At 59.0% G+C, this 21048-nt stretch carries 19 protein-coding genes; 9 read left to right on the top strand and 10 right to left on the bottom strand.

Annotated elements, in window-relative coordinates; all coding sequences use genetic code 11:
• Positions 1-196: 196 nt before the first annotated feature.
• The 6 genes from GOX88_RS18780 to GOX88_RS23495 form a co-directional block, all read right to left on the bottom strand.
• The gene (locus GOX88_RS18780; protein WP_170405377.1) at positions 197-2002 is read right to left on the bottom strand and encodes an ABC transporter ATP-binding protein; all 1806 of its coding nucleotides are present in this window, start codon (positions 2000-2002) and stop codon (positions 197-199) included.
• A gap of 1 nt (position 2003) precedes the next feature.
• Positions 2004-2933: an ABC transporter permease subunit gene (locus GOX88_RS18775; protein ID WP_170405374.1), complete on the bottom strand. Its 930-nt coding sequence runs from the start codon at positions 2931-2933 to the stop codon at positions 2004-2006.
• Positions 2934-2943: 10 nt separating this feature from the next.
• Positions 2944-3867 (bottom strand): oligopeptide ABC transporter permease OppB, encoded by a 924-nt coding sequence (gene oppB, locus GOX88_RS18770; protein WP_170405372.1) that lies wholly within the window; start codon positions 3865-3867, stop codon positions 2944-2946.
• A 66-nt stretch (positions 3868-3933) separates the two neighbouring features.
• Positions 3934-5562: a peptide ABC transporter substrate-binding protein gene (locus tag GOX88_RS18765; protein ID WP_170405369.1), complete on the bottom strand. Its 1629-nt coding sequence runs from the start codon at positions 5560-5562 to the stop codon at positions 3934-3936.
• A gap of 405 nt (positions 5563-5967) precedes the next feature.
• Complete coding sequence (locus GOX88_RS18760; protein ID WP_170405366.1) at positions 5968-7200, bottom strand: lytic murein transglycosylase; 1233 nt, start codon at positions 7198-7200, stop codon at positions 5968-5970.
• Positions 7200-7487, bottom strand: coding sequence for a hypothetical protein (locus GOX88_RS23495; protein WP_170405157.1), 288 nt, complete (start codon positions 7485-7487; stop codon positions 7200-7202). The genes GOX88_RS18760 and GOX88_RS23495 overlap by 1 nt, the downstream gene beginning before the upstream one ends.
• Between GOX88_RS23495 and GOX88_RS18750 the strand changes: the two genes are divergently transcribed.
• The 6 genes from GOX88_RS18750 to GOX88_RS18725 are packed head-to-tail and all read left to right on the top strand — an operon-like array spanning position 7486 to position 13904.
• On the top strand, positions 7486-8349 hold the full coding sequence (locus GOX88_RS18750) for a cytochrome ubiquinol oxidase subunit II (RefSeq protein WP_254436312.1): 864 nt from the start codon (positions 7486-7488) through the stop codon (positions 8347-8349). The genes GOX88_RS23495 and GOX88_RS18750 overlap by 2 nt on opposite strands.
• Positions 8346-10430, top strand: coding sequence for a cbb3-type cytochrome c oxidase subunit I (locus GOX88_RS18745; protein WP_170405361.1), 2085 nt, complete (start codon positions 8346-8348; stop codon positions 10428-10430). Before GOX88_RS18750 ends, GOX88_RS18745 begins: the two co-directional genes overlap by 4 nt.
• Complete coding sequence (locus GOX88_RS18740; protein WP_170405358.1) at positions 10427-11059, top strand: cytochrome c oxidase subunit 3; 633 nt, start codon at positions 10427-10429, stop codon at positions 11057-11059. Before GOX88_RS18745 ends, GOX88_RS18740 begins: the two co-directional genes overlap by 4 nt.
• A complete protein-coding gene (locus GOX88_RS18735) occupies positions 11052-11378 on the top strand; it encodes a cytochrome o ubiquinol oxidase subunit IV (RefSeq protein WP_170405355.1) in 327 nt (108 codons plus the stop codon). The genes GOX88_RS18740 and GOX88_RS18735 overlap by 8 nt, the downstream gene beginning before the upstream one ends.
• Before the next feature lie 22 nt (positions 11379-11400).
• Positions 11401-12384 carry an HlyD family secretion protein gene (locus GOX88_RS18730; RefSeq protein ID WP_170405352.1) on the top strand — a complete coding sequence of 328 codons (984 nt, stop codon included), beginning with the start codon at positions 11401-11403 and terminating at the stop codon, positions 12382-12384.
• Positions 12381-13904: a DHA2 family efflux MFS transporter permease subunit gene (locus GOX88_RS18725; RefSeq protein ID WP_170405349.1), complete on the top strand. Its 1524-nt coding sequence runs from the start codon at positions 12381-12383 to the stop codon at positions 13902-13904. Before GOX88_RS18730 ends, GOX88_RS18725 begins: the two co-directional genes overlap by 4 nt.
• Here GOX88_RS18725 and GOX88_RS18720 read toward each other — a convergent pair.
• Positions 13901-14263 (bottom strand): fluoride efflux transporter FluC, encoded by a 363-nt coding sequence (locus GOX88_RS18720; protein WP_170405346.1) that lies wholly within the window; start codon positions 14261-14263, stop codon positions 13901-13903. The genes GOX88_RS18725 and GOX88_RS18720 overlap by 4 nt on opposite strands.
• Positions 14260-14667 carry a fluoride efflux transporter FluC gene (locus GOX88_RS18715; RefSeq protein WP_367648085.1) on the bottom strand — a complete coding sequence of 136 codons (408 nt, stop codon included), beginning with the start codon at positions 14665-14667 and terminating at the stop codon, positions 14260-14262. Before GOX88_RS18715 ends, GOX88_RS18720 begins: the two co-directional genes overlap by 4 nt.
• A gap of 199 nt (positions 14668-14866) precedes the next feature.
• Here GOX88_RS18715 and GOX88_RS18710 point away from each other — a divergent pair, with 199 nt between their 5' ends.
• From GOX88_RS18710 to GOX88_RS18700, 3 genes are read left to right on the top strand one after another with little or no spacing between them, the layout of a single operon-like run.
• Positions 14867-16447: an FMN-binding glutamate synthase family protein gene (locus tag GOX88_RS18710; RefSeq protein ID WP_170405342.1), complete on the top strand. Its 1581-nt coding sequence runs from the start codon at positions 14867-14869 to the stop codon at positions 16445-16447.
• A 60-nt stretch (positions 16448-16507) separates the two neighbouring features.
• Positions 16508-17047 carry an RNA polymerase sigma factor gene (locus tag GOX88_RS18705; RefSeq protein WP_170405564.1) on the top strand — a complete coding sequence of 180 codons (540 nt, stop codon included), beginning with the start codon at positions 16508-16510 and terminating at the stop codon, positions 17045-17047.
• A complete protein-coding gene (locus GOX88_RS18700) occupies positions 17044-19032 on the top strand; it encodes a vWA domain-containing protein (protein WP_170405337.1) in 1989 nt (662 codons plus the stop codon). The genes GOX88_RS18705 and GOX88_RS18700 overlap by 4 nt, the downstream gene beginning before the upstream one ends.
• A 48-nt stretch (positions 19033-19080) precedes the next feature.
• On the opposite strand, the gene GOX88_RS18695 is transcribed toward GOX88_RS18700, so the two are convergent.
• Positions 19081-19731: an ABC-type transport auxiliary lipoprotein family protein gene (locus GOX88_RS18695; protein ID WP_170405334.1), complete on the bottom strand. Its 651-nt coding sequence runs from the start codon at positions 19729-19731 to the stop codon at positions 19081-19083.
• Entirely contained in the window at positions 19728-21044 is a 1317-nt protein-coding gene (locus tag GOX88_RS18690; protein WP_170405332.1) for an MlaD family protein, read from the bottom strand. Before GOX88_RS18690 ends, GOX88_RS18695 begins: the two co-directional genes overlap by 4 nt.
• Positions 21045-21048: the final 4 nt, after the last annotated feature.

Below are 21048 nucleotides of genomic sequence, written 5' to 3'. Positions count from 1 at the left end.
CCCAAGATGGTGCCACCCGGGGGGGTAGAAGTCAAAACGATCGGCTCCCACATGCTGGAACATTGCGGTTTTCTGCGCCATCCGCAGCGAAATGTGGCATTCGACTTATGCCTGCTGAGGCCGTGAAGAAGTGGCCGGTCGGACGTGTTACAGCAAATTGCCCCGAAGCCGGGTAAATGGCTTCGGGGCAGGGGGTTCAGGCCGTGTTCATGATGGCGTCCAGCGGGTCATGCTCAGCCACGAAATGATCGGGCCTCACTTCGGTGAGTTGCGGAACATAGTTGGTTTCACCTGCAGCCAACCGGCTGGGCAGGAACCGCAGCGCAGCTTTCGGGTCCATGGGCGAGGGCAGTTCGCCAGGCAGTTTCAACCGCTGGCGGGTCCGTTCGACATCCGGATCCGGAATCGGAACTGCCGAGATCAGGGATTTTGTGTAGGGGTGGATCGGGTCGGAACAGATCACCTCTCCATCCCCCAGTTCGACAATCCGGCCCAGATACAAAACCATGATCCGGTTCGACACCGCGCGCACCACTGACAGGTCGTGGCTGATGAAAATCATCGACAGCCCGAACTCCTGCTGCAACTCGCGCAGCAGTTCCACAATCTGCGCCTGAATGGATACATCCAGGGCCGAGACCGCCTCGTCACAAATGATCAGCTTGGGCTTGTTGATCATCGCCCGCGCGATGCCGACGCGCTGGTTTTGACCGCCGGACAGCTCGTGCGGATAACGGTTGATCATGTTGGCCTTCAGACCCACACGCTCCATCATCTGCGCGACCATTTCCTTGCGTTCACGCTCGGTCAGGTCAGGGCGATAGGTTTTTAGCGGTTCCGCAATTGACGCCGAAATCGTCATCCGCGGGTCAAGACTGGCAAGAGGGTCCTGGAAGACGATCTGCAGGTCTTTGCGATACCTGTTCAACTCGGCGCGTTTCAACCCGACGATCGGATGACCCAGCCAGCTGACGTTGCCCGCGCTGGGTTCGATCAGCTGCAACACGGCCCGGGCCAGCGTGGATTTCCCGCAGCCCGACTCGCCGACCACACCCAGTGTTTCACCTTTGCGAATGTCAAAGCTGACGCCATCGACCGCTTTCAGCGGCACTTTATGCCCGAACAGCCCGCCTTTGACATGGATCGGAAAGTGAACCTTGACGTCATCAACCTTGAGCAGCGGTTCTTCGATCTTTTCCAACGCTTTGGGCGCGTCACCGGCATCGATCCGAGGCATCGCGTCCAGCAGTGTACGGGTGTACTCGTGCTGCGGTGCGCGGAAGATTTCACGCGTGTTCCCGGCCTCGACGAACTGACCCAGACGCATCACCTGGATGCGATCACACATGCGCGCGACGACACCCATGTCATGGGTGATCAGAGCGATCGCAGTGCCTTCATCCTTTTGCAGGCGTACCATCAGGTCCAGAATGTCGGCCTGCACGGTCACGTCGAGAGCCGTTGTCGGCTCATCCGCGATCAACAGCTTGGGATTGCACAACATCGACATCGCGATCATGACCCGCTGGCGCATGCCGCCGGACAGCTCATGCGGGTACTGATCCAGACGCCGTTTGGCTTCGGGGATACGCACACGGTCCAGCCATTCCAGGCAACGCGCCCGCGCGGCAGAGCCTTGCAGCCCTTCATGCACTTGCAGAACTTCGCGCATCTGCTGGCCGATCCGCAAATGCGGGGTCAGAGCGGTCAGCGGGTCCTGAAAGATCATGCCGACATCATCGCCACGGATCTTGTTCAGCTTGTTGATGGGCAGGTTCAGGATTTCCTTGCCGTTCAGCGTGGCAGACCCTAGGGCCCGCCCGGCCGGAGGCAACAATCCCATCGCGGCCATGAAGGTCTGGCTTTTGCCCGACCCGCTTTCGCCGACGATGCCCAGACATTCGCCGGGGTTGATGTCGAAACTGATGCCTTTGACGGCCTCGACCACGCCATCGGGGGTATCGAACTGGACGCTCAGGTCTTTTACAGAAAACAGGCTCATATCAGCGATCCTTCGGGTCCAGAGCGTCACGCAAACCATCACCGATGAAGAACATCGAGATGATGATGGCGACATAGATTGTCAGGGGGAACATCAACTGCCACAGGGTGCCATAGGCCATGGTTCCTGCACCTTCGGCGATCAGTCGACCCAGCGAGGTGTAGGGTTCCGAAATCCCCAACCCAAGGAACGAGATGAAGCTTTCCATCAGGATCATTTCCGGCACCAATAGCGAGGCATAGACGATTACCACACCCAGCAAGTTGGGCAGGATATGGCGATACATGATGGTGAACTCGCTGACACCGGCGGCGCGGGCGGCCTCAATGAACTCACGGTTCTTCAAGGTCAGGGTTTGCCCCCTCACGATCCGCGCCATGGTCAGCCAGCCCACCGCACCAAGCGCGATGAACAACATGAAGAACGACCGCCCCGCCACGACCAGCAGCAAGATGACGATCAATGTGGCCGGAATCGCCAGCAAGATATCGACGAAACGCATCATGACGCTGTCGGTGCGCCCGCCAATATATCCGGCGGCGATCCCATAGCAGGTGCCGACAATCAGCGCGGTTGCCGCCCCGATCAGCCCGACCAGCAGCGATGTTGTGGTGGCCTGAATGACGCGGCTGTAAAGGTCGCGTCCCAGATCGTCGACGCCGAAATAGTGCCCGGTTTCGATTGAGGGCATTCCCATGCCGGCTACGTCGCCCATGACGTTCCAGTCAATTTCCTCGTTGCTCCAAACGGCGAAATACGGACCGATGATCGTGAACAGAACGATCAGCCCCAGTATGAACACACTCGCCATCGCGGCTTTGTTGCGGACGAACCGCATCCGTGCGTCCTGCCACAGAGAACGCCCCTGAATGACCGTGAAGTCGGTGACATCATCAGCCAGTTGGGCGGCTTTTTGTGATTTTCCAAGCATTGCCAGCCCCTCAGTACCGGATTTTCGGATCGAACCAGGCATAGGCCAGGTCGGTCAGCAAGTTCACGATAACGGTCAGCGCGCCATATAGGATCGTAACCCCCAGCAGCACCGCATAGTCCCGCGACAGGGCCGAGCCGACATAGGCCTGACCCAGACCACCAGTCGAGAAGTAGATGTCGACAAAGACTGATCCGGTCAGCACGTAGACAAAGACTGGCCCAAGATAGGACACAACGGGCAGAAGGGTCGGCTTCAGCGCATGACGCCAGATGACGGTTCTGGTCGGTAGACCTTTGGCCCGGGCTGTGCGGATGAAGTTCGAGTTCAGAACCTCAAGCATCGAAGACCGTGTGATCCGCGCGATCGACCCCATGTAAGAGGTCGCCAGTGCGATCACAGGCATGATCAGGTATTGCCACTGTCCGCCGTGCCAGCCGCCACCCGGCAACCATCCCAGCCACAGGGTAAAGGTCAGGATCAGGATCGGGCCCATGATGAAGTTCGGCAGCGCCTGCGCGGCGATCCCCAGCCCCACGGCAAAATAGTCGATCCAGCTGTTGTGCTTGATCGCAGCGGCAATCCCCAGAACCACACCGATGACGGTGGCCACAAGGAAGGACAACGAGCCATAGGTCAGCGAAATCGGGAAACCCTGCGCGATGATGTCATTCACGTCCCGGTCCTTGAATTTGAAGGACGGGCCGAAGTCGAAATGCACCACGATGTTGTACAGGTAGTCCCAGAGCTGCTTCCACAGTGGTTGGTCCAGCCCGTAACGCGCCTCGATATTGGCCAGAACCGCCGGCGGCAAGGGCCGCTCTGACGTGAAGGGCCCGCCGGGCGCAAAGTGCATCAGAAAGAAACAGGCGACGATCAGCAACAGTATCGTCGGAATGGCGATCAGCAATCGCCGTAGACTATAGGCAAGCATTTCATGCCCCCATGTTTATTGGCCCTGCCCCGAGCGATCTCGGGACAGGGCGTGGTTCAAAGACGATTATTCAGCGAGCTTGTAGAGATTCTTCGAGTACCAGTTCTGCTCGACGTTATTGATCGGCCAGTTCCCGACATCGGTGTCCATCATGTAGACGCCAGCATAGTGATAGATCGGGATCACAGGGGTTTCCTGCGCGATGATACGCTCAACCTCGGTATACAGAGGGGCCGGGTCATCTGCGGTTTTGGCCTGAGCCAGCAACTCGTCAACGCGCGCATTGCTGTACTTGCCGTCGTTATAGCCGGATTGCGACTGCAGCAGGTCCAGGAAGGTCGAGGCTTCGTTATAGTCGCCACACCATGCACCACGGGCCAGATCAAAGTTCTGGTTGCCGCGCTCTTCCAGGAATACTTTCCATTCCATGTTGGCCAGCTCGACATTCACACCCAGCTTCTGCTTCCACATCTGGCTCAGGGCCACGGCGACTTTCTTGTGGTCTTCGTTGGTGTTGTAGACCATCTCAAAGCTCAGCGGATTGTCAGGGCCGTAACCAGCAGCGGCCAGCAGTTCCTTGGCAAGCTCATCCCGCTCGGGCTGGGTCATCGAGGCCATCTCGACCTCGGGGACGGTAAAGCCAGCGGTCGCTTCGGGGGCAAAGGTGTAGGCTTGGGGCTGGCCGCCAGCCATGACTTTTTCGGTGATGATCTCGCGATCAACGGCCAGTGACAGCGCCTGACGGACATTGGGATCCTTGAACGCTTCTGGGCCGTCTTCCGTCAGGTTGAATGTGTAATAGTAGTTACACAGACGCGGGAAGCTGATGGCCTGATCCGGGTGTTCCTGGCTCAGGCGGGGAAACTGCCCTGCAGGAACTTCGGTGCGGTCCAGTTCACCTGCCAGATAGCGGGTCAAAGCGACGTTTTCGTCGTTGATGACCAGCGTCACGACTTTGTCCAAGATCGTGTTTTCATTGTCCCAGTAAAGTTCGTTACGCTCACGTACCGAGCGTTCCTGAGGCAGATGTTCGGTCCAGATATAGGCACCGTTCGAGACGATATTTTCAGGCCGGGTCCAGGCGTCGCCATGTTCCTCGATCACTTTTTGTGGGGCCGGGAAAGTGGTTGAGTGCGTGGTCATCTGCGGGAAATACGGCAGTGGTGCGCTCAGGGTGACTTCTAGCGTGTGATCGTCGATGGCCTTGACACCCAGCTCGTCAATCGGCTTTTCACCAGCGATAATTTCGGCAGCGTTCTCGATCGACATCAGCTCCATGAACCACGCATAAGGCGAGGACAGGGCAGGATCGACGGCGCGTTTCCAGGCATAAACAAAATCGCCTGCGGTCACCGGATCGCCGTTGGACCACTTGGCATTGTCACGAAGGGTGAAGGTATACACGTCTTTGGTGTCGTTTGTGGTAAAGCCGGTGGCAACACCGGGAACCAGATTACCGTCTTCGTCCTGGTTCATCAGCCCTTCGAACAGGTCACGGGTGATTTCGGCACCGTATGTATCTTCAACTACCTGCGGGTCGACCGAGCTGTGTTCGTCGCCGAGGCGATAGATGAAGGTCTGGTCGTCCGCCAGCGCCTCGCCGGTTTCAGGATGGGTTCCTGCCGCAAAGGCAGCACCGGTAATCATGGTCGAGGTCAACAGCCCCGCCAGAGATGTACGAATATACTTGTTCATTTTTCTACTCCCATTTTTTTAGAGGCAAGGCGCGCGCATCCATTCAGGATGGCTGCTGGCCACCTTGTTTGTCCGACTCTGGTCGAGACCGGGACTTGTTCGAATTTTGCTTTTTCAGATCGCAATGAACACCGCGTCGCAGTCTTTCGGTTTGCAGTCGGGAACGTGGTTGCGAAAGTCGCCTTTCACTGCCGCCGAAGGTGGCACTATTTCGAAAAAGGATAAAGCCTTTGCCTGAAAAATAGGCAACTATAGGTGGATTGTGAATAAAACCCGGGGCGGTTCCGAAATATAATGAGGAAACTTCAGCGGTTCTTAACACTTTTGTGAAGGTCGCGATTTGTGCTTGCCCCGAAGAAGGGGATTTTGCCGGCAAGGTGACGTAGGGGACAGTGCGAATCGCTCCTATTTCAGGGCGGATTTCATGGGGGCCTCGGGAAAGCAGGTCGGGGTGCGACCCGTGGCCTGTTGCCAGCGTCCGATCGAACGGCGCGTCTTGAATCCGGGCAACCCGTCCGCGCCGCCGACATCATGGCCCTGGCGTTCCAAAGCCCTCTGCATAGCGGCCACATCAGCCCGGTACAGATTGCCGACCTTGCCCCAGCGGGCTCTGAAATCTCCGACGCCATATTGAATGCGGTCTCCGACATGGCCGACGAACAGGGCGTAGAGGTCGCTTTTGTTGTAGTCCTTCAGAACGTAGAAATTCGGTGTGACGATGAAGGCGGGGCCATTGCGTCCTGCGGGCATCATCAGGAAGCCTTCGCCCGGCAGTTCATGTTTCGGAAACGGTTTGCCTGACACACGGGTTATGCCCATCGCCGCCCAGTCCCGAATGGGCTTGCCCTGGTCCGGCCCTTCCAAGGCACAGGAAACCGAGGGCGGGACGGTTACTTCAAAACCCCAATCGCGCCCGGCGATCCAGCCATGTTGCGACAGAAAGTTCCCAATCGACGCGATTGTATCCTCGGGTGAGGCCCAGATATCGGATCGCCCATCACCGTTGCCATCCGCCGCATAAGTCAGAAAGTTCGAGGGCATGAATTGCGGTTGGCCCAACGCACCTGCCCAGCTGCTTTTCAACGAGCTGGACGGGGCGTGCCCGGCCTCGGCGATTTGCAAAGCGGCGATCAGTTCCTTGGTGAAATAGTCCGAGCGGGTGCTCATGAACCCTTTGGTGCCCAGCACCTGAAACGCGTTGTGGCGGATGGGAACCTGACCATATCCGCTTTCACGGCCCCAGATCGCCAGAATGATCCGTCCGGGAACTCCGGTTTCGGTCTCAACCCGCGCCAGCGTTGCTGCGTGGCGGCGCGCCATCTGCCGCCCTGTGGCGGTGGCCCCCTGAACGGAACCTGCGTTGAAATAGCGCCCGGGCGACCCGAACTCAGCCTGTTTTTGCTGTTTGGGCGTCTGCGCCGTTTGGCCGGGCGGTACAAGATCCGGCAGTTTCCAATTGAGCGTCACCCCGTCAAAGGCCCGCTTCATGGTCCTGCGTGAGACGCCTTTCGCCCTGGCTTGTGGCCAGACCGTTTCGTTCAACCAGGCCTGAAACTGCCGCTCAACTGCAGCGCGGTCCTGCGCAGAGGCGCTTGTCGAAAGGCACCACAGGCTGAGGGCAAGAACAATCCAACGCATCACTGGAATGTGTCGCGTGCCTGTAGGGTCAAGTCAACCGCGGCATTGGTGGCGTTTTGTAAAATCCTATAGCTTTGGGTGTTCAGGTGACGCTGGGGACAATCGACGGTTTTGGAAAAAACCTTGAGAAATTTTGTGACTCTGCCGATAGTTGGCCGAAACGAAGGCAGAAGAGGACGATCAGGCGTGGCCTTACTCAGACCTTCATCAGCGGCACCGGCAGTGCTGGTAGTGGCCGCAAGCGTGGTCGCTTCAGCGCAGATGGCGTGGGCGGCCGACAGTTTCATGGACCCTCAGGGCCCGATTGCGGCTGTCCAGAAAACCCATCTGTTGCGGGCGACCGTTCTGATCATGGTTGCAGTGCTTCCGGTGCTTGTTCTGGTGCCGTTGATTGCCCTGCGGTATCGGCGACGCAATGGTGGAACGGCCGCCTATCGGCCGAAATGGGATTTTTCCGCCAAGTTGGAATTCGTCATGTGGGGCGTCCCGATGGTGATCGTTGCGCTGTTGTCTTTCTACCTTTGGAAAGCGACGCACCGGCTGGACCCTTATTCGGCGGCTTTCGGTGAGACCCCGGCGCTGAATGTTCAGGTCGTCGGCCTCGATTGGAAATGGCTGTTCATTTACCCCGACCTCGGTATCGCCACCGTCGGCGAGTTTGGAATTCCGGTCAAACAACAGGTTGCGATGACGCTGACCACGGACACGGTTATGCAGTCCTTCATGATCCCAGCCTTGGCAGGGCAGATCTATGCCATGCCCGGGATGACGACAAAACTGCATCTGGTGGCGGACGCGCCCAAGACGATGCAGGGCGAAAACACGCAGTATAATGGCCGTGGTTTCACCAAGCAGAAGTTCCTGACCCAGGCCATGCAGACCGAAGATTTCAATGCCTGGGTCGAAAGCGTCCGCACCAATGGCATTCCGTTGAACGAGGATACGTACCGCACGCTGGCCATGCGCACGGACCGGGATGAGGTGCAGGCGGCATTGGGAACCGCCCTCATGCCGCTCAACGCTTTGTATTTCACGCTGGAGGACGGAGATCTGTTTCAGTCCATTCTGCATCGTTATCACGGCGGGCAACCTCTGCCGGTGGACCAACAGCCGGGAACGGTTGAGTTTGGACAGGAGGCCACGCAATGACCGATACCGGGTTCTTTGGCCGCCTGAACTGGGACGCGTTTCCGATTGCCGGTCTGATTCAAACGCCCAACACCAACGAAATCGTGGCGAACGCGGCCGCAGGTATCGTGGTGGTGGGTGTCATCGCCGTGGTCGGGCTGCTGACTTTGTTCCGCCTGTGGGGGCCGCTATGGCGCGACTGGCTGACCAGCGCCGATCACAAGAAGATCGGCATCATGTATATCGTCTTTGCCATCGTCATGCTGGCGCGGGGTGTGCTGGAAGGCGTGGTCATGCGCGCCCAACAGGCGGCCGGGCCGGGTCCCGGGTTCCTTGAGGCCGAACATTTCGCTGAGCTGTTCAGCACCCATGGCACGATCATGGTGTTCTTTGTCGCGGTGCCCTTTGTCTTTGGCGTCGCGAACTATCTGGTGCCGCTGATGATCGGCGCGCGGGATGTGGCCTTTCCGGTGATGAACCAGATCAGCCTTGGCCTGACCGTTTCGGCCGGCATGATGCTGATGGTATCTCTGGTGGTGGGCAATTTCTCGACAGGCGGCTGGACGGCCTATCCGCCCTATACCGGCGCGGCATTCAATCCCGGGGTGGGGCCGGATTACTGGATCTGGGCCATTGTCGTCTCGGGCATCGGTACCACGCTGACAGGGATCAACTTTGCCGTCACGATCTACAAGCTGCGGGCGCCGGGGATGAAGTTCATGCGGCTGCCGATGTATTGCTGGACGATCATCAGCAGCTCGATCCTGATCATCTTTGCCATGCCGCCGCTTGGTGTTGCCGCACTGATGCTGGCCGCGGACCGGTATCTGGACTTCCACTTTTTCACCAACGACCTGGGCGGCAACATGATGAACTATGCCAACCTGTTCTGGCTGTTCGGCCACCCCGAGGTCTACCTGCTGGTGCTGCCCGCTTATGGCATCTATTCCGAGGTTTTTGCCACCTTCTCGGCCAAACGGCTGTACGGATATAACTCGCTGGTCATAGCCACCATGTGTATCGCGGTGCTGTCCTTTACCGTGTGGCTGCACCATTTCTTCACCATGGGCCAAAGCGCTCTGATCAATGCGGTGTTTGGCATTGCAACCATGCTGATCGCGGTTCCGACCGGGGTGAAGGTCTATGACTGGATGGCCACCCTGTACCGCGGTCGCATCCGGTTTTCCGTTCCGATGCTGTATGGCCTGGCCTTCCTGATGCTGTTTGTCATCGGCGGGTTGTCGGGCGTGATCCTCGCCAACCCCACGGTTGACTATCAGGTGCACAATACCCTGTTCCTGGTGGCGCATTTCCACAACGCGCTGCTGCCGGGGGTGCTGTTTGGCTTGCTGGCGGCCTATAACTACTGGTTCCCCAAGGCCTTCGGGTTCCGCCTGAACGAGTTCTGGGGCCGCGTATCGGTCGTGTGCTGGACGGTCGGATTCCTGCTGACCTTCATGCCGCTCTATTTCGTGGGTCTCATGGGGATGCCGCGCCGGTCCTTCAGTTACAGCGACGCCTCTTTCCACCCCTATATGCTCGTCGCAATTGTCGGTGCTTTGATCATCACCTGCGGGCTGCTGTCCATCCTCGTCCAGCTGTGGGTCAGTATCCGGGATCGTGAGAATACCCGCGCGCCCGTCGGTGACCCATGGGATGGGCGCACGCTGGAATGGTCGATCCCGTCACCGCCGCCGTCCTATAACTTTGCCATCATCCCACAGGTGACAGACCGCGATAACTTCGCCGCCGCCAAAGAGCGGGGCGAGGCCTACCCCAGCCCCGACGCCTATGAGGACATCACGATGCCGCGCAATACCGCGATCGGGTTTACCCTGTGTGTGTTCAGCGGTGTCTGGATGTTTGCACTGGTTTGGTGGATTTGGTGGCTGGCGGCCTTGATGACGGTTCTGATGCTTGCGTCTTTCATCGTCTGGACCTTCAAAACCGACTTTGAAGAAGTCATCCCTGCCGAAGAGGTGCGTAAACAACACGAAGCCTGGCTCGATCTGGTGCGCAACTCTAAACCTGTAGATCGCGACCATGAAACGGCCCCAGAGAACCGCGGACTTGCCCGCCCCGATCTGGAGGCCGTGACATGAAGCGCGCACCTACCCACAGCTATCCCGGCCTGAATCTTGGGCGGCGCCATGAAAGTGCCCACAGGGCCACCGAGGTTGTCACCTTCGGATTTTGGGTCTTTCTGATGAGCGACCTTGTCTATTTCGGCCTGATGTTCGCGATCTACATCACTATGATCGACGCGCAGGCGGGGGGGCCGGGTCCGCATGAGCTGTTTGATCTGTACAGCATCTTTGCCCAGACGCTGATCCTGCTGACCAGCAGTTTGACCGTGGGTCTGGCGATGCTGGCGTTGAAATACAACCTGCCAAGGTGGCGGATCGTATTTTGGTTCTGCGTGACGCTGGTCTTGGGCCTCAGCTTTCTGGTGCTGGAAATCCGGGACTTCATGGCCATGGTTGAAAAGGGCGGTATCCCCCAGCGCAGCGGGTTCTTGTCCGCGTTTTATGGATTGGTGCCGCTGCACGGGTTGCACGTCGCTGCAGGCTGTTTGTGGCTGATCGTGCTGGGCATCCAGTTGCGGGTGTTTGGCCTGACCGACCTGTTGATGTCGCGCGTGGTGCGGCTGGCGCTGTTCTGGCACTTCCTGGACCTGATCTGGATCGGCATCATCACCATCGTTTATTTCGGAGGGCTGACCTATGGATAAGCGCAGCGAGATGCACCGCCGCGAACGTCGGCGGTATGTCATCGGCTATGGCGGCTCGCTTTTGCTGACGGCGGCGGTGTTCCTCATCGCCTATATTTATGGCATAAAAACCACGGGCGTTTACCTCTCGATTGCATTGTTGGGGCTGGCGCAACTGATCGTGCAACTGGTCTATTTCTTGCATATCGACCGCCGCCGCAGCAGCCGCGAAGACCTCGATCTGGTTCTGTTTTCCACGCTGGTCCTGCTGATCATCATCCTCGGGACCGTTTGGATCATGGGTAATCTGGCGGTGCGGATGCACACCTATCCGATGTAACGCCCTGCGAGAGGCCTGACGCATGAAATCTTTCAAAATCGCCGCCGTCGCAGCCATGCTGATCGCCATCGCCGCCGGGCTGTTTCTGTATTGGCGTCACGAAGAGCGGTATCCCTCGACCAACGACGCTTATGTGGGCGCGAACATCATTAACGTGGCGGCACAAGTGACCGGACAGGTCGCCGAGGTGCCCATCACGGACAACCAGCCGATCAAGGCGGGGGATCTGCTGTTCACGATCGACGATACGCAATTCAAGGCGTCAGTGGATCAGGCACAGGCCGATCTGGACAGCTCGCTTCAACAGGCGCAATCCTATTCCAATCAGATCACCGCGGCTGAGGCGGCGGTTCAGTCTTCTCAATCGGCCTACAACACCGCCAAGAACAATTTCGAACGGTCCAAAGCGCTGTTTTCGGACGGCGATCTGGCGCAGGTCTCGCTGGATCAGGCGACAACGGCGTTTGCCGAGGCTTCGGCCCGTCTGACCACCAGCCAGTCCGAACTGTTGGCGCTGCAAAGCGGGCTTGCCGCGAAGCAGGACGAAGTTTTGTCTGCACGAGCGCAGCTTGAGATTGCACAGGCCAACCTGAATTGGACCAAGGTCTACGCCACCGCAGATGGCTGGGTCGCCAACCTGACACTGCGTCCGGGATCGGCCGTTTCGGCCAATGCACCGCAGTTCTCCATCGTCGAATCCTCTGACTGGTGGGTGGACGCGAATTTCAAGGAGACCGCTCTGCCGCGTATCCGACCCGGCCAGCCGGTCACGATCAAGGTTGATATGCTGCCGGGGGTGACGCTGACCGGCAAAGTGGCCTCGATCGGGCGCGGGTCGGGGGACACGTTCTCGCTGTTGCCGTCCGAAAACGCCAGCGGCAACTGGGTCAAGGTGACCCGCCGGTTCCCAGTGCGCGTGGAGCTTGACCCAACAGATGTGCCGCTGCGTGTGGGCGGCAGCAGCAAAGTGACTGTGGACACCACAGCAGACCAGTCCGGCAAATGACGGGGCCGGCGGCCAGCCGCATCAATCCGGTGATTGTTGTCGCCGTTGTGCTCAGCGCCATTCTCGAAGTGCTGGACAGCACCATTGTCAACGTCGCGTTGCCCCATATTCAGGCCGCCTTCGGGGCCACGACCGATCAGGCAACTTGGATTCTGACCAGCTATATTGTCTCGGCGGTTGTGGTCATGCCCCTGACCGGATTTGTCGCCCGCCGGGTCGGGCGCCGGCGGCTGATCCTGACGGCCATCACCGGTTTCACCACGATGTCTGTCATGTGCGGCCTGTCCTGGAGCCTTGAGACCATCGTTTTCTTTCGTCTCGCGCAGGGCATGTTCGGCGCCTTTCTGATCCCGTTGTCTCAGTCCATCCTGTTCGACGCTTTCCCCCGCGAAAAGCGCGGTCAGGCAATGGCCGTATTTGGGTTGGGCGTCGTGGTGGCCCCCGTGCTGGGGCCGACAGTCGGGGCGCTTCTGACCGAGTATTTCTCGTGGCGGATGGTGTTTTTCGTCAACCTCCCGGTAGCGGCAATGGCGCTGCTGCTGCTGGCGGGCGAGTTGCCCGAGGATGAAACCGAAGAGGTGCGGATCGACTGGGCGGGCCTGGCCCTGCTGGCGATCGGCATAGGGTGCTTGCAGTTCATCCTCGATCAGGGAGAGACCAAGGACTGGCTGTCTTCGCGGGTCATTCAGGTGGCGCTGATCGCGTCAGTTCTGGGAGCGCTGGGGTTCATTGGCCACGCACTGACCACCAAGCGGCCAGTGGTAGATCTGCGGTTTTTTGCGGATCGCAACTTTGCCCTGTGCAATCTGGTTATCGCGGGTTTTGCCATCTCGCTGTTTGGAGGCATCGCGATCCTGCCAACCTTTGTGCAGAACCTGCTGGATTATCCCGTTATCGCCTCAGGGCACCTGTTCATTCCGCGCGGCATTACGGCGGGGCTGTCCATGGTCGTGACGGGCGCGGTGCTGGTGTCGCGGTTTGATCCCCGCCTTCTGGCCGGATTGGGGATGCTGTTGACGGCCATAAGCAATTTCATGATGGGGGCGCTGAACATGAATGCGGGATTCTGGGAGCTGGCCTGGCCGGGGGCTGTCAGTGGACTGGGGATGGGGCTGGTTTTTGTTCCGATGTCGATTCTGGCCTTCGAGAGCATCTCCAAATCCCGGCAGGACGAAGCTTCGGGCCTGTTCAATGTGACCCGGCAATTGGGCTCATCGGTTGGAATATCATTGGTGGGCACATGGGTGGTGCGTGGATTGCAGACGAATACGGCGGTGCTGAGCCAGAATGTGACGCCCTATAACCCGGCCGCGCAGGCTTATCTGCAGCCGCTTGGCCTGACACCGGAAAGCGCTGAAGGGGCTGCCATTCTGGGGCAGGTGATCGGCCAACAGGCCGAGCTGATTTCCTATCTGACTGTATTCAACAATCTGGGTTTGCTGGCCTTGGCGACGATACCTTTGCTATTTTTCTGCAAAGCGCCCAAACCCGGAACTCAGGCTGCCGTTGCCGCGCATTAGCGCGTCAGCACCAAACCCAGCCACAGGGCAAGCCAGCATAGGCCGAGGCTGAGCAGGATGTTCCCAGCAGCCAGCGCGATTGTCCGTTCCCGCCGCAGTTCCAGCGATTGATACGCAAAGCTGGAAAAGGTGGTGAAACCGCCGCAGAAGCCGAACACAAGCCGTCTTTCCTCCTCTCCTAACTCAACCGGCCCGCCGAGGTAACCAATCCACAGACCCAGTAGCAGGCTGCCCAGGACGTTCACGATCAGCGTTGCAAGGGGCAGGTCATGGTTGACGCGCAAAGCGATCCAGTGCCGCAGAACCGCGCCCAACCCACCGCCCAATCCGAACATGGCGTGAAGATAAAGCGCGCTCATTCCGTCGACCTCTGCCCGTCAAGCCGCCGTCCGATGGCTTCGCCCAGAATGGCGGCGGCAAGACCGACGGCAACTTCCAGTGAGGCGGCTGAAATTGCACTCCAAAGGTGCGTTTCAGCCATTCGTTCCAACTCGGCCACGAAAGAGGAAAAGGTCGACAACCCGCCGCAGAACCCCACCGCCCCCAGATGCAACACATGCGCGTGGACGCGGTTGCGAACCGCATAAAGCCATCCAAGCACGAAACAGGCTACGACATTGATGCCGAAGGTTGCCGTAAGCACCGGAGCGCCAGGGATCTGGGCTGAGAACACCTCACGCAGCAGCGACCCCGCAGCGCCGCCAACAAAGACAGCGATGAACATGATGGCCGTGGTCCGGACGGCGGGTCGGGTTTGTGTCACGGCCAGTTGTCCTGCCCAAGTTTACCTTTGTTTTGGCATACATACTGCCGCAGCTTGGATCAACCGCCGCCAAATCTTCTGCCTGCCTCACAATCCCGCCGGATCGCGTGAGCCCGTGGCGCAAACGCTTGCAATCAAATGCCGATTTGATCCACGGTTGCTACACGTTTGGTTTGACAGCACTTTGGGAGAGCACGAAATGATTGTACGCAGACTCTATTACATCCTGAGCTACGTGTGCCTCCCTCTGACTTTGCTTTGGGGATTTTTCTGGCCGCCGGCCCATTGGCTTCTGGTGATCCTGATCCCCTATGCAGTGGTTGGCCTGTATGACATGCTGACCACCAAGCACAACGTGCTGAACAACTACCCGGTTCTGGGCCATTTTCGGTATATGCTGGAATTCGTCAGCCCGGAAATCCGTCAGTATTTCGTAGAGACCAACGAAAGCGGGCGTCCTTACAACCGGATCATTCGCAGCCTGGTTTATTCCCGCGCCAAAGGGCAGGTGGATACGCAGGCCTTTGGCACCCAGTACGACATCCTGACCGTGGGCTACCACCGGGCCAATCATTCGCTTGCGCCCAAGGAGGTTCCGGAAAGCGAAGAGCGGATCATGCTGGGCGGCCCTCAATGCTCCAAACCCTACAGCGCCTCGCGTCTGAACGTGTCGGCCATGAGCTTCGGCGCGCTCAGCGCCAATGCGATCCGGGCACTGAATGGCGGGGCCAAGGACGGCGGTTTTGCGCATAACACGGGCGAGGGCGGTCTGTCCCCGCATCACCTAGCCGAGGGTGGTGATATCATCTGGCAGATCGGCACCGGGTATTTCGGCTGCCGCACGCCGGAAGGGGGGTTCGACAAGGACCTGTTCGCTGAAAAGGCCAAGAAGGACGTGGTCAAAGCGATTGAGATCAAACTGTCTCAAGGTGCAAAACCCTCTCATGGAGGGGTCCTGCCCGCAGCCAAAGTGGATAAGGAAATCGCGGAAATTCGTGGTGTGCCCGAGCATCAGGATGTTATCTCTCCGCCCATACACTCGGCCTTTGAGGGGCCGACCGGCTTGCTGCATTTCGTCCAACACCTGCGAGAGATGTCGGACGGCAAGCCCATCGGGTTCAAGCTGTGTATCGGCAGACCGTCCGAGTTCATGGCAATCTGCAAGGCAATGCTGGAAACCGGCATCCTGCCCGATTTCATCACCATCGACGGGGCCGAGGGAGGCACCGGCGCGGCCCCGGTCGAATTCACCAACCGTCTGGGTATGCCACTGAACGAGGCACTGATTTTCGTCAACAACTGTCTGCGTGGCGTGGGATTGCGCGACAAGATCCGGATCATCTGCTCGGGCAAGGTGGCCACGGGCTATGATCTGGTCGAGAAATTCGCGCTTGGGGCCGATATGTGCAACGCGGCGCGGGCGATGATGTTTGCGGTGGGTTGCATTCAGGCGCTGCACTGCAACACCAACCGCTGCCCTTCGGGCGTGGCGACGCAGGACCCGGTCCGTGGACGGGCCGTGCGTGTGCCGCAAAAACGCAAACGAGTGCACCGCTTTCACGACGCCACGCTCGAGAGCTTTCGAGAGCTTCTGGGTGCGATGGGCAAGGACAAGGTCTCGGACCTGCGACCGGGCGATATCCGCCGCCGAACGGCGGATGAGAGGGAAAGGTCCTACGCCGACCTTTATACGTTCATCGACGACGGCATCTTGCTGACGGACTCGATCCCGGATGGATTCGCGGCGGATTGGAATATGGCCTCAGCGGATCATTTCTAATTTTTTTGCCCTACCGCCAAGGATTGACCTTTGCGATCCGTCTTACCCATCGTGATGCGCATGACAACATCGGATGAGGATCTGGCCAAAGCCGCTGCAAAAGGGGACGCTGACGCGTTTGCCTCCCTTTTGGCGCGGCATTACGACCGGGTTTTCCGCCTGTCCTTTCGCCTTACCGGGCGGGCCGATCAGGCCGAAGACCTGACGCAGGATATCTGCGCGGCCTTACCGGCCAAGATTGCCGGTTTCCGGGCGCAGGCCAAGTTCACCACCTGGCTGTACCGGGTTGTCGTCAACGCCGCCGAAGACGCACGCCGCCGTCAAGCCAGCCACAGCCGCGCCGCAGTGGGGTGGGGCGATGTCGAACAGATGCGCCGCGCCGAGGCTGCGGAAACCGCCGAGGCCGTCGATTGGCTGCAACGGGCTATGCGGTCGCTGCCGCAGGATTTGCAGGACACGCTGGCCCTGACGCTGGAAGACGAAATGACCCATGCCGAAGCCGCCGAAGTGCTGGGCGTGTCCGAGGGCACGGTGTCCTGGCGCATGTCGGATATACGCAAGCGCCTGCGCGCCCTGCGGCAAGAGGAGCTGGCCCCATGACAGACGATCTTGAAGACCTCAAAACGCTGATGGATGCCGTCACCCCTGCGGCGGATGCGCAGCGGCGGGCGAAAAACCTGGAGCAGGCGCAAAAAATTTTTACGGGTGCCCAAGGATCGCGCGACGCCATGCGTCCGACTGTCAAGCGAGGCCTGATGGCCCGCGTGACAGAAGGAGCGAAATCCATGTTGAATGCCCTCTCGCATCGCGGTGCTTTGACCGCGACAACCGCAATCGCCGCCGTAGCGCTGGTGATGATCGTGCCGCAGACGCGGGACTATGTAGTGAACCCCTCTTCCTGGAGTGAAAACCGCCGTGCCGAGACACCTGTTCAAACGGCGGAAGCTGATCAGGAGGTGGAGGTTGATAACAGCCTGTTGCAGGATGCCCCTGCGGAACCAGTTTATGAAGCACCCGTGGTGATCGAAGAACCCGTTGCGCCAGCACCGCGTGTCCGTGAGCTGAGCAAAAGGCAGATGAATGGCTTGGGTGCCACTGCGGATTTTGGCGTGGCAAGTGACGGATTGTACGAAGGCGCGGCCTCGATAGCGCCGCTGCCGGGGCCGGACGGGCTTCGTCTCGCACCAGAGCAGAACACCGAAGCTTTTGCCAATGCCGAAACCAACCCGCTGAAAGTCACGTCAGAGGACCCGGTATCGACCTTTTCGATTGACGTCGATACGGCCTCATACTCGATTGTCCGGTCCTCGTTGCTGCGCGGCCAATTGCCGCCGAAAGAAGCGGTGCGGGTGGAAGAGATGGTGAACTATTTCCCCTACAGCTATCCCGCGCCCGAAGGGGATGCGCCGTTCCGACCGACCATAACCGTCTCGCCGACGCCATGGAACGACGGCACGCAGCTGGTTCATATCGGCATTCAGGGAGCGCTTCCGCAGATCGAGGATCGCCCGCCACTGAACCTCGTCTTTCTGATCGACACCTCCGGGTCGATGCAGGATGCGAACAAACTGCCATTGCTGAAACAGTCCTTCCGCCTGTTGCTGTCGGAATTGCGGCCCGAGGACCAGGTCTCGATCGTCACCTACGCGGGCAGCGCCGGGCAGGTACTGGAGCCGACGGCGGTGTCGGAGAAAACCAAAATCCTGACCGCGCTGGATCGGTTGGAGGCCGGGGGCTCGACCGCTGGTCAGGCCGGGTTGCAGCAGGCCTATCAGGTGGCGGAAGGCATGGCCGAGGACGGAGAGGTATCTCGCATCATTCTGGCCACCGATGGCGATTTCAATGTTGGCCTGTCGGATCCCGATGCCCTGAAAGACTTCATTGCCCGCAAACGCGACAGCGGCACCTTCCTGAGTGTTCTGGGCTTTGGCCGGGGCAATCTGGACGACGCGACCATGCAGGCATTGGCGCAGAACGGGAACGGGCAGGCGGCCTATATCGATACGCTGGGCGAGGCGCGCAAAGTGCTGGTCGATCAGTTGACCGGCGCCCTGTTCCCGATTGCCAATGACGTCAAGATTCAGGTCGAATTCAACCCGGCGCAAATCGCCGAGTACCGCCTGATCGGATATGAAACCCGTGCCCTGCGGCGCGAGGATTTCTCGAACGACAAGGTGGATGCAGGCGACATCGGCGCTGGCCATACGGTGACGGCGATCTACGAGGTAACGCCTGTGGGCTCGGATGCCATCCGGAATGGTCCGTTACGTTACGCAGAACAACCGGTATCCGATGGGTCCGACGAGATCGGGTTCTTCAAAATGCGCTACAAACTGCCCGGTGAAACCGAAAGCCAGTTGATCGAGGAACCGATCCTGTCGGGGCAGGGGCAGGCGACCGGGGATGCCCAGTTCTCATATGCCATCGCAGGGTTTGGCCAGTTGCTGCGTGGTGGGGAATACCTGGGCGGCTGGTCTTATGAGGATGCGATTGTGCTTGCCAACGGGGCCAAGGGCGAGGACCCGTTCGGCTATCGGGCCGAAGCCGTGACCCTGATGCGTCTGGCCGAAACGCTGTCGCAGTAAACTGACCTTGGGGCGTTGTTTTTCAGCAGCGCCCCTTTTTTCCTTGCGTCAATCTTGATGCGGATTGTTGGCGGCGTGGGTGTGGATTTTACGTACACTCCATTCCACTGCGTCCCGCATGGTCTTGCCAAGTGCCTCGTCAAAAGCCTTGACCAGATCCGGGGTCTGGTCGCTTGCCGCGATTACGAACTCGCGAAAGGAATTCGAGGCGATGATCTTGTCCTCGAACTCGTCAATGATCTTGATGTTGATGCGAACTTCGACCCGGATGGTTTGGTTACCCTCAACATCGCTGATCACCATTCCCTGAAATTCCCGCAGGTCAGGAACGATGACATAGTCGGCGCGCAATCCAACGGTTGATCGGCCAACGGCGGCGACCTTGCCGCTGTTTTCATAACTTTCGACCAGCAACGCCTGAACGATCAGCGGAGCCCGATCCACCCAGCGGGCACGTGGCAAGTATTGAACCTGCAACGGCGTGGGCTGGATTGCGATCTGATCCGTATTGACCGCTGCAGTGGCTGTTGGTTCCTGCACCACGATTTGCCTTTGAACGCGCGGCAGCGACGAAGAGAACGTGCTTTTGGGCGTTAGCAGGTACAAGTCGTTCGGCTTTGAGGCCTGTCGCAGCGTCCCCAAACCCGTGCAGCCCCCCAGCGACACTAGGGCAAGAACCACAAGAAAAAGCCTGATCATTGGCGAAACTCCGATGCCTGGGTTCCAAGTAGGAAGCGCGCGGGGTCACGTTCGACCTTGTCCACAAGCCGGTCCAGACTGATGACCAGCCGCTGTGACTCTTCGACAAAACGTGTGAATTGGGGCAGGCCGACCCGCAGGAAATCGGACAGGTGGCGGCGGTTGTCCTGTACGATGCCGTCAATGGTGCCCAACAACTCCGAGGCGGAATTGGATGCGCTGAGAATATCGGCCGAGATATCATCCAGCCGTTCGGTGACGTTTTTCACGGTCGAGGACACTTCGTTCGCCGCCGTGCGGATGTCGTCCATCACGACACCGACATCTTCGTTTATGACTTTGTTGGCCGAGTCAAAGGCGCGCTCGGCCGAGGTCAGGGTGCCTTTTGCGGTCTCCATTGCGCCGGTGATCGACCCCAAGGTCTTGTTGGCGTTCAGGAATGTTTCCGAGATTGTCGCCAGAGCAATGTCAGCCTCACCCGAAAGGCCGTTCAGGTTTTCGGCCAGGGTTGTCGCTCGTTCGATCAGCGGGCGGATATCTTGCTGAATGACGCGGTCGGTGTTTTCGATGGCCGTCTTGGCGCTGTCCAGGGTGGCGGTCGCGGATGCAGACGCGGTTTTTATGCTTTCCAATGTGTCCGTGCCAGCCGTCAGGGTTGTTTCGGCTTTTTCAATCAGCGGATCAAGTTGGTTGGTAAAGTCAGCGAGTTTCTTTGCCGCCCCGCCCAGATCAGAAGACAGGCTTTCGAAATCCGACAGGGTCTTGTCCAACCGCCCCGATGCCGAAGCGACATTTTCGAGGATGTCGCTGACCGATTTACGGTTCTTGTCATCGACCACCGCATTGAGGTTTTCCAGTAGCGTGACGGCCTCATCCAGCACTTTCGGTGCGCCTTCGAACAGCGATTGGATTGCACTGCGTTTGCTTTTAATCACGCTGTTTTGTGGCAGCCTCGTGCCGCTGGCCGATCCTCCGGTCAGTTCGACATAACTGACCCCTGTCACGCCCAGAGATTGCAGTTGTGCAATCGTATCCTCGGTCACGGGGATATCAGCGTCGACCTCAAGCTTGACCCGCACCTTGGACGGATCGTCATCATCCAGTTGCAGCGAAATTACCTGTCCGACCGGCAAGCCGTTAAAGCTCACACCGCCCGCTGCTGACAGGCCCGAGACATTGTCGAACAGCACGTCGTAATAGGCGTATTGCCGTGACACTTCGAATTTGGCGAGCCAGAGGAAAAAGCCGAACGCCCCCAGAATACCCGCAAGGGTGAAGGCGCCGATCAGGATGTAATTCGCTCGGGTTTCCATGGCC

This window comes from Ruegeria arenilitoris (genome assembly GCF_013030985.1).
Taxonomy (GTDB): domain Bacteria; phylum Pseudomonadota; class Alphaproteobacteria; order Rhodobacterales; family Rhodobacteraceae; genus Ruegeria; species Ruegeria arenilitoris_B.
The sequence above is the reverse complement of the archived record's forward strand: the minus strand, read 5'-3'. Positions and strand labels throughout refer to the sequence as shown.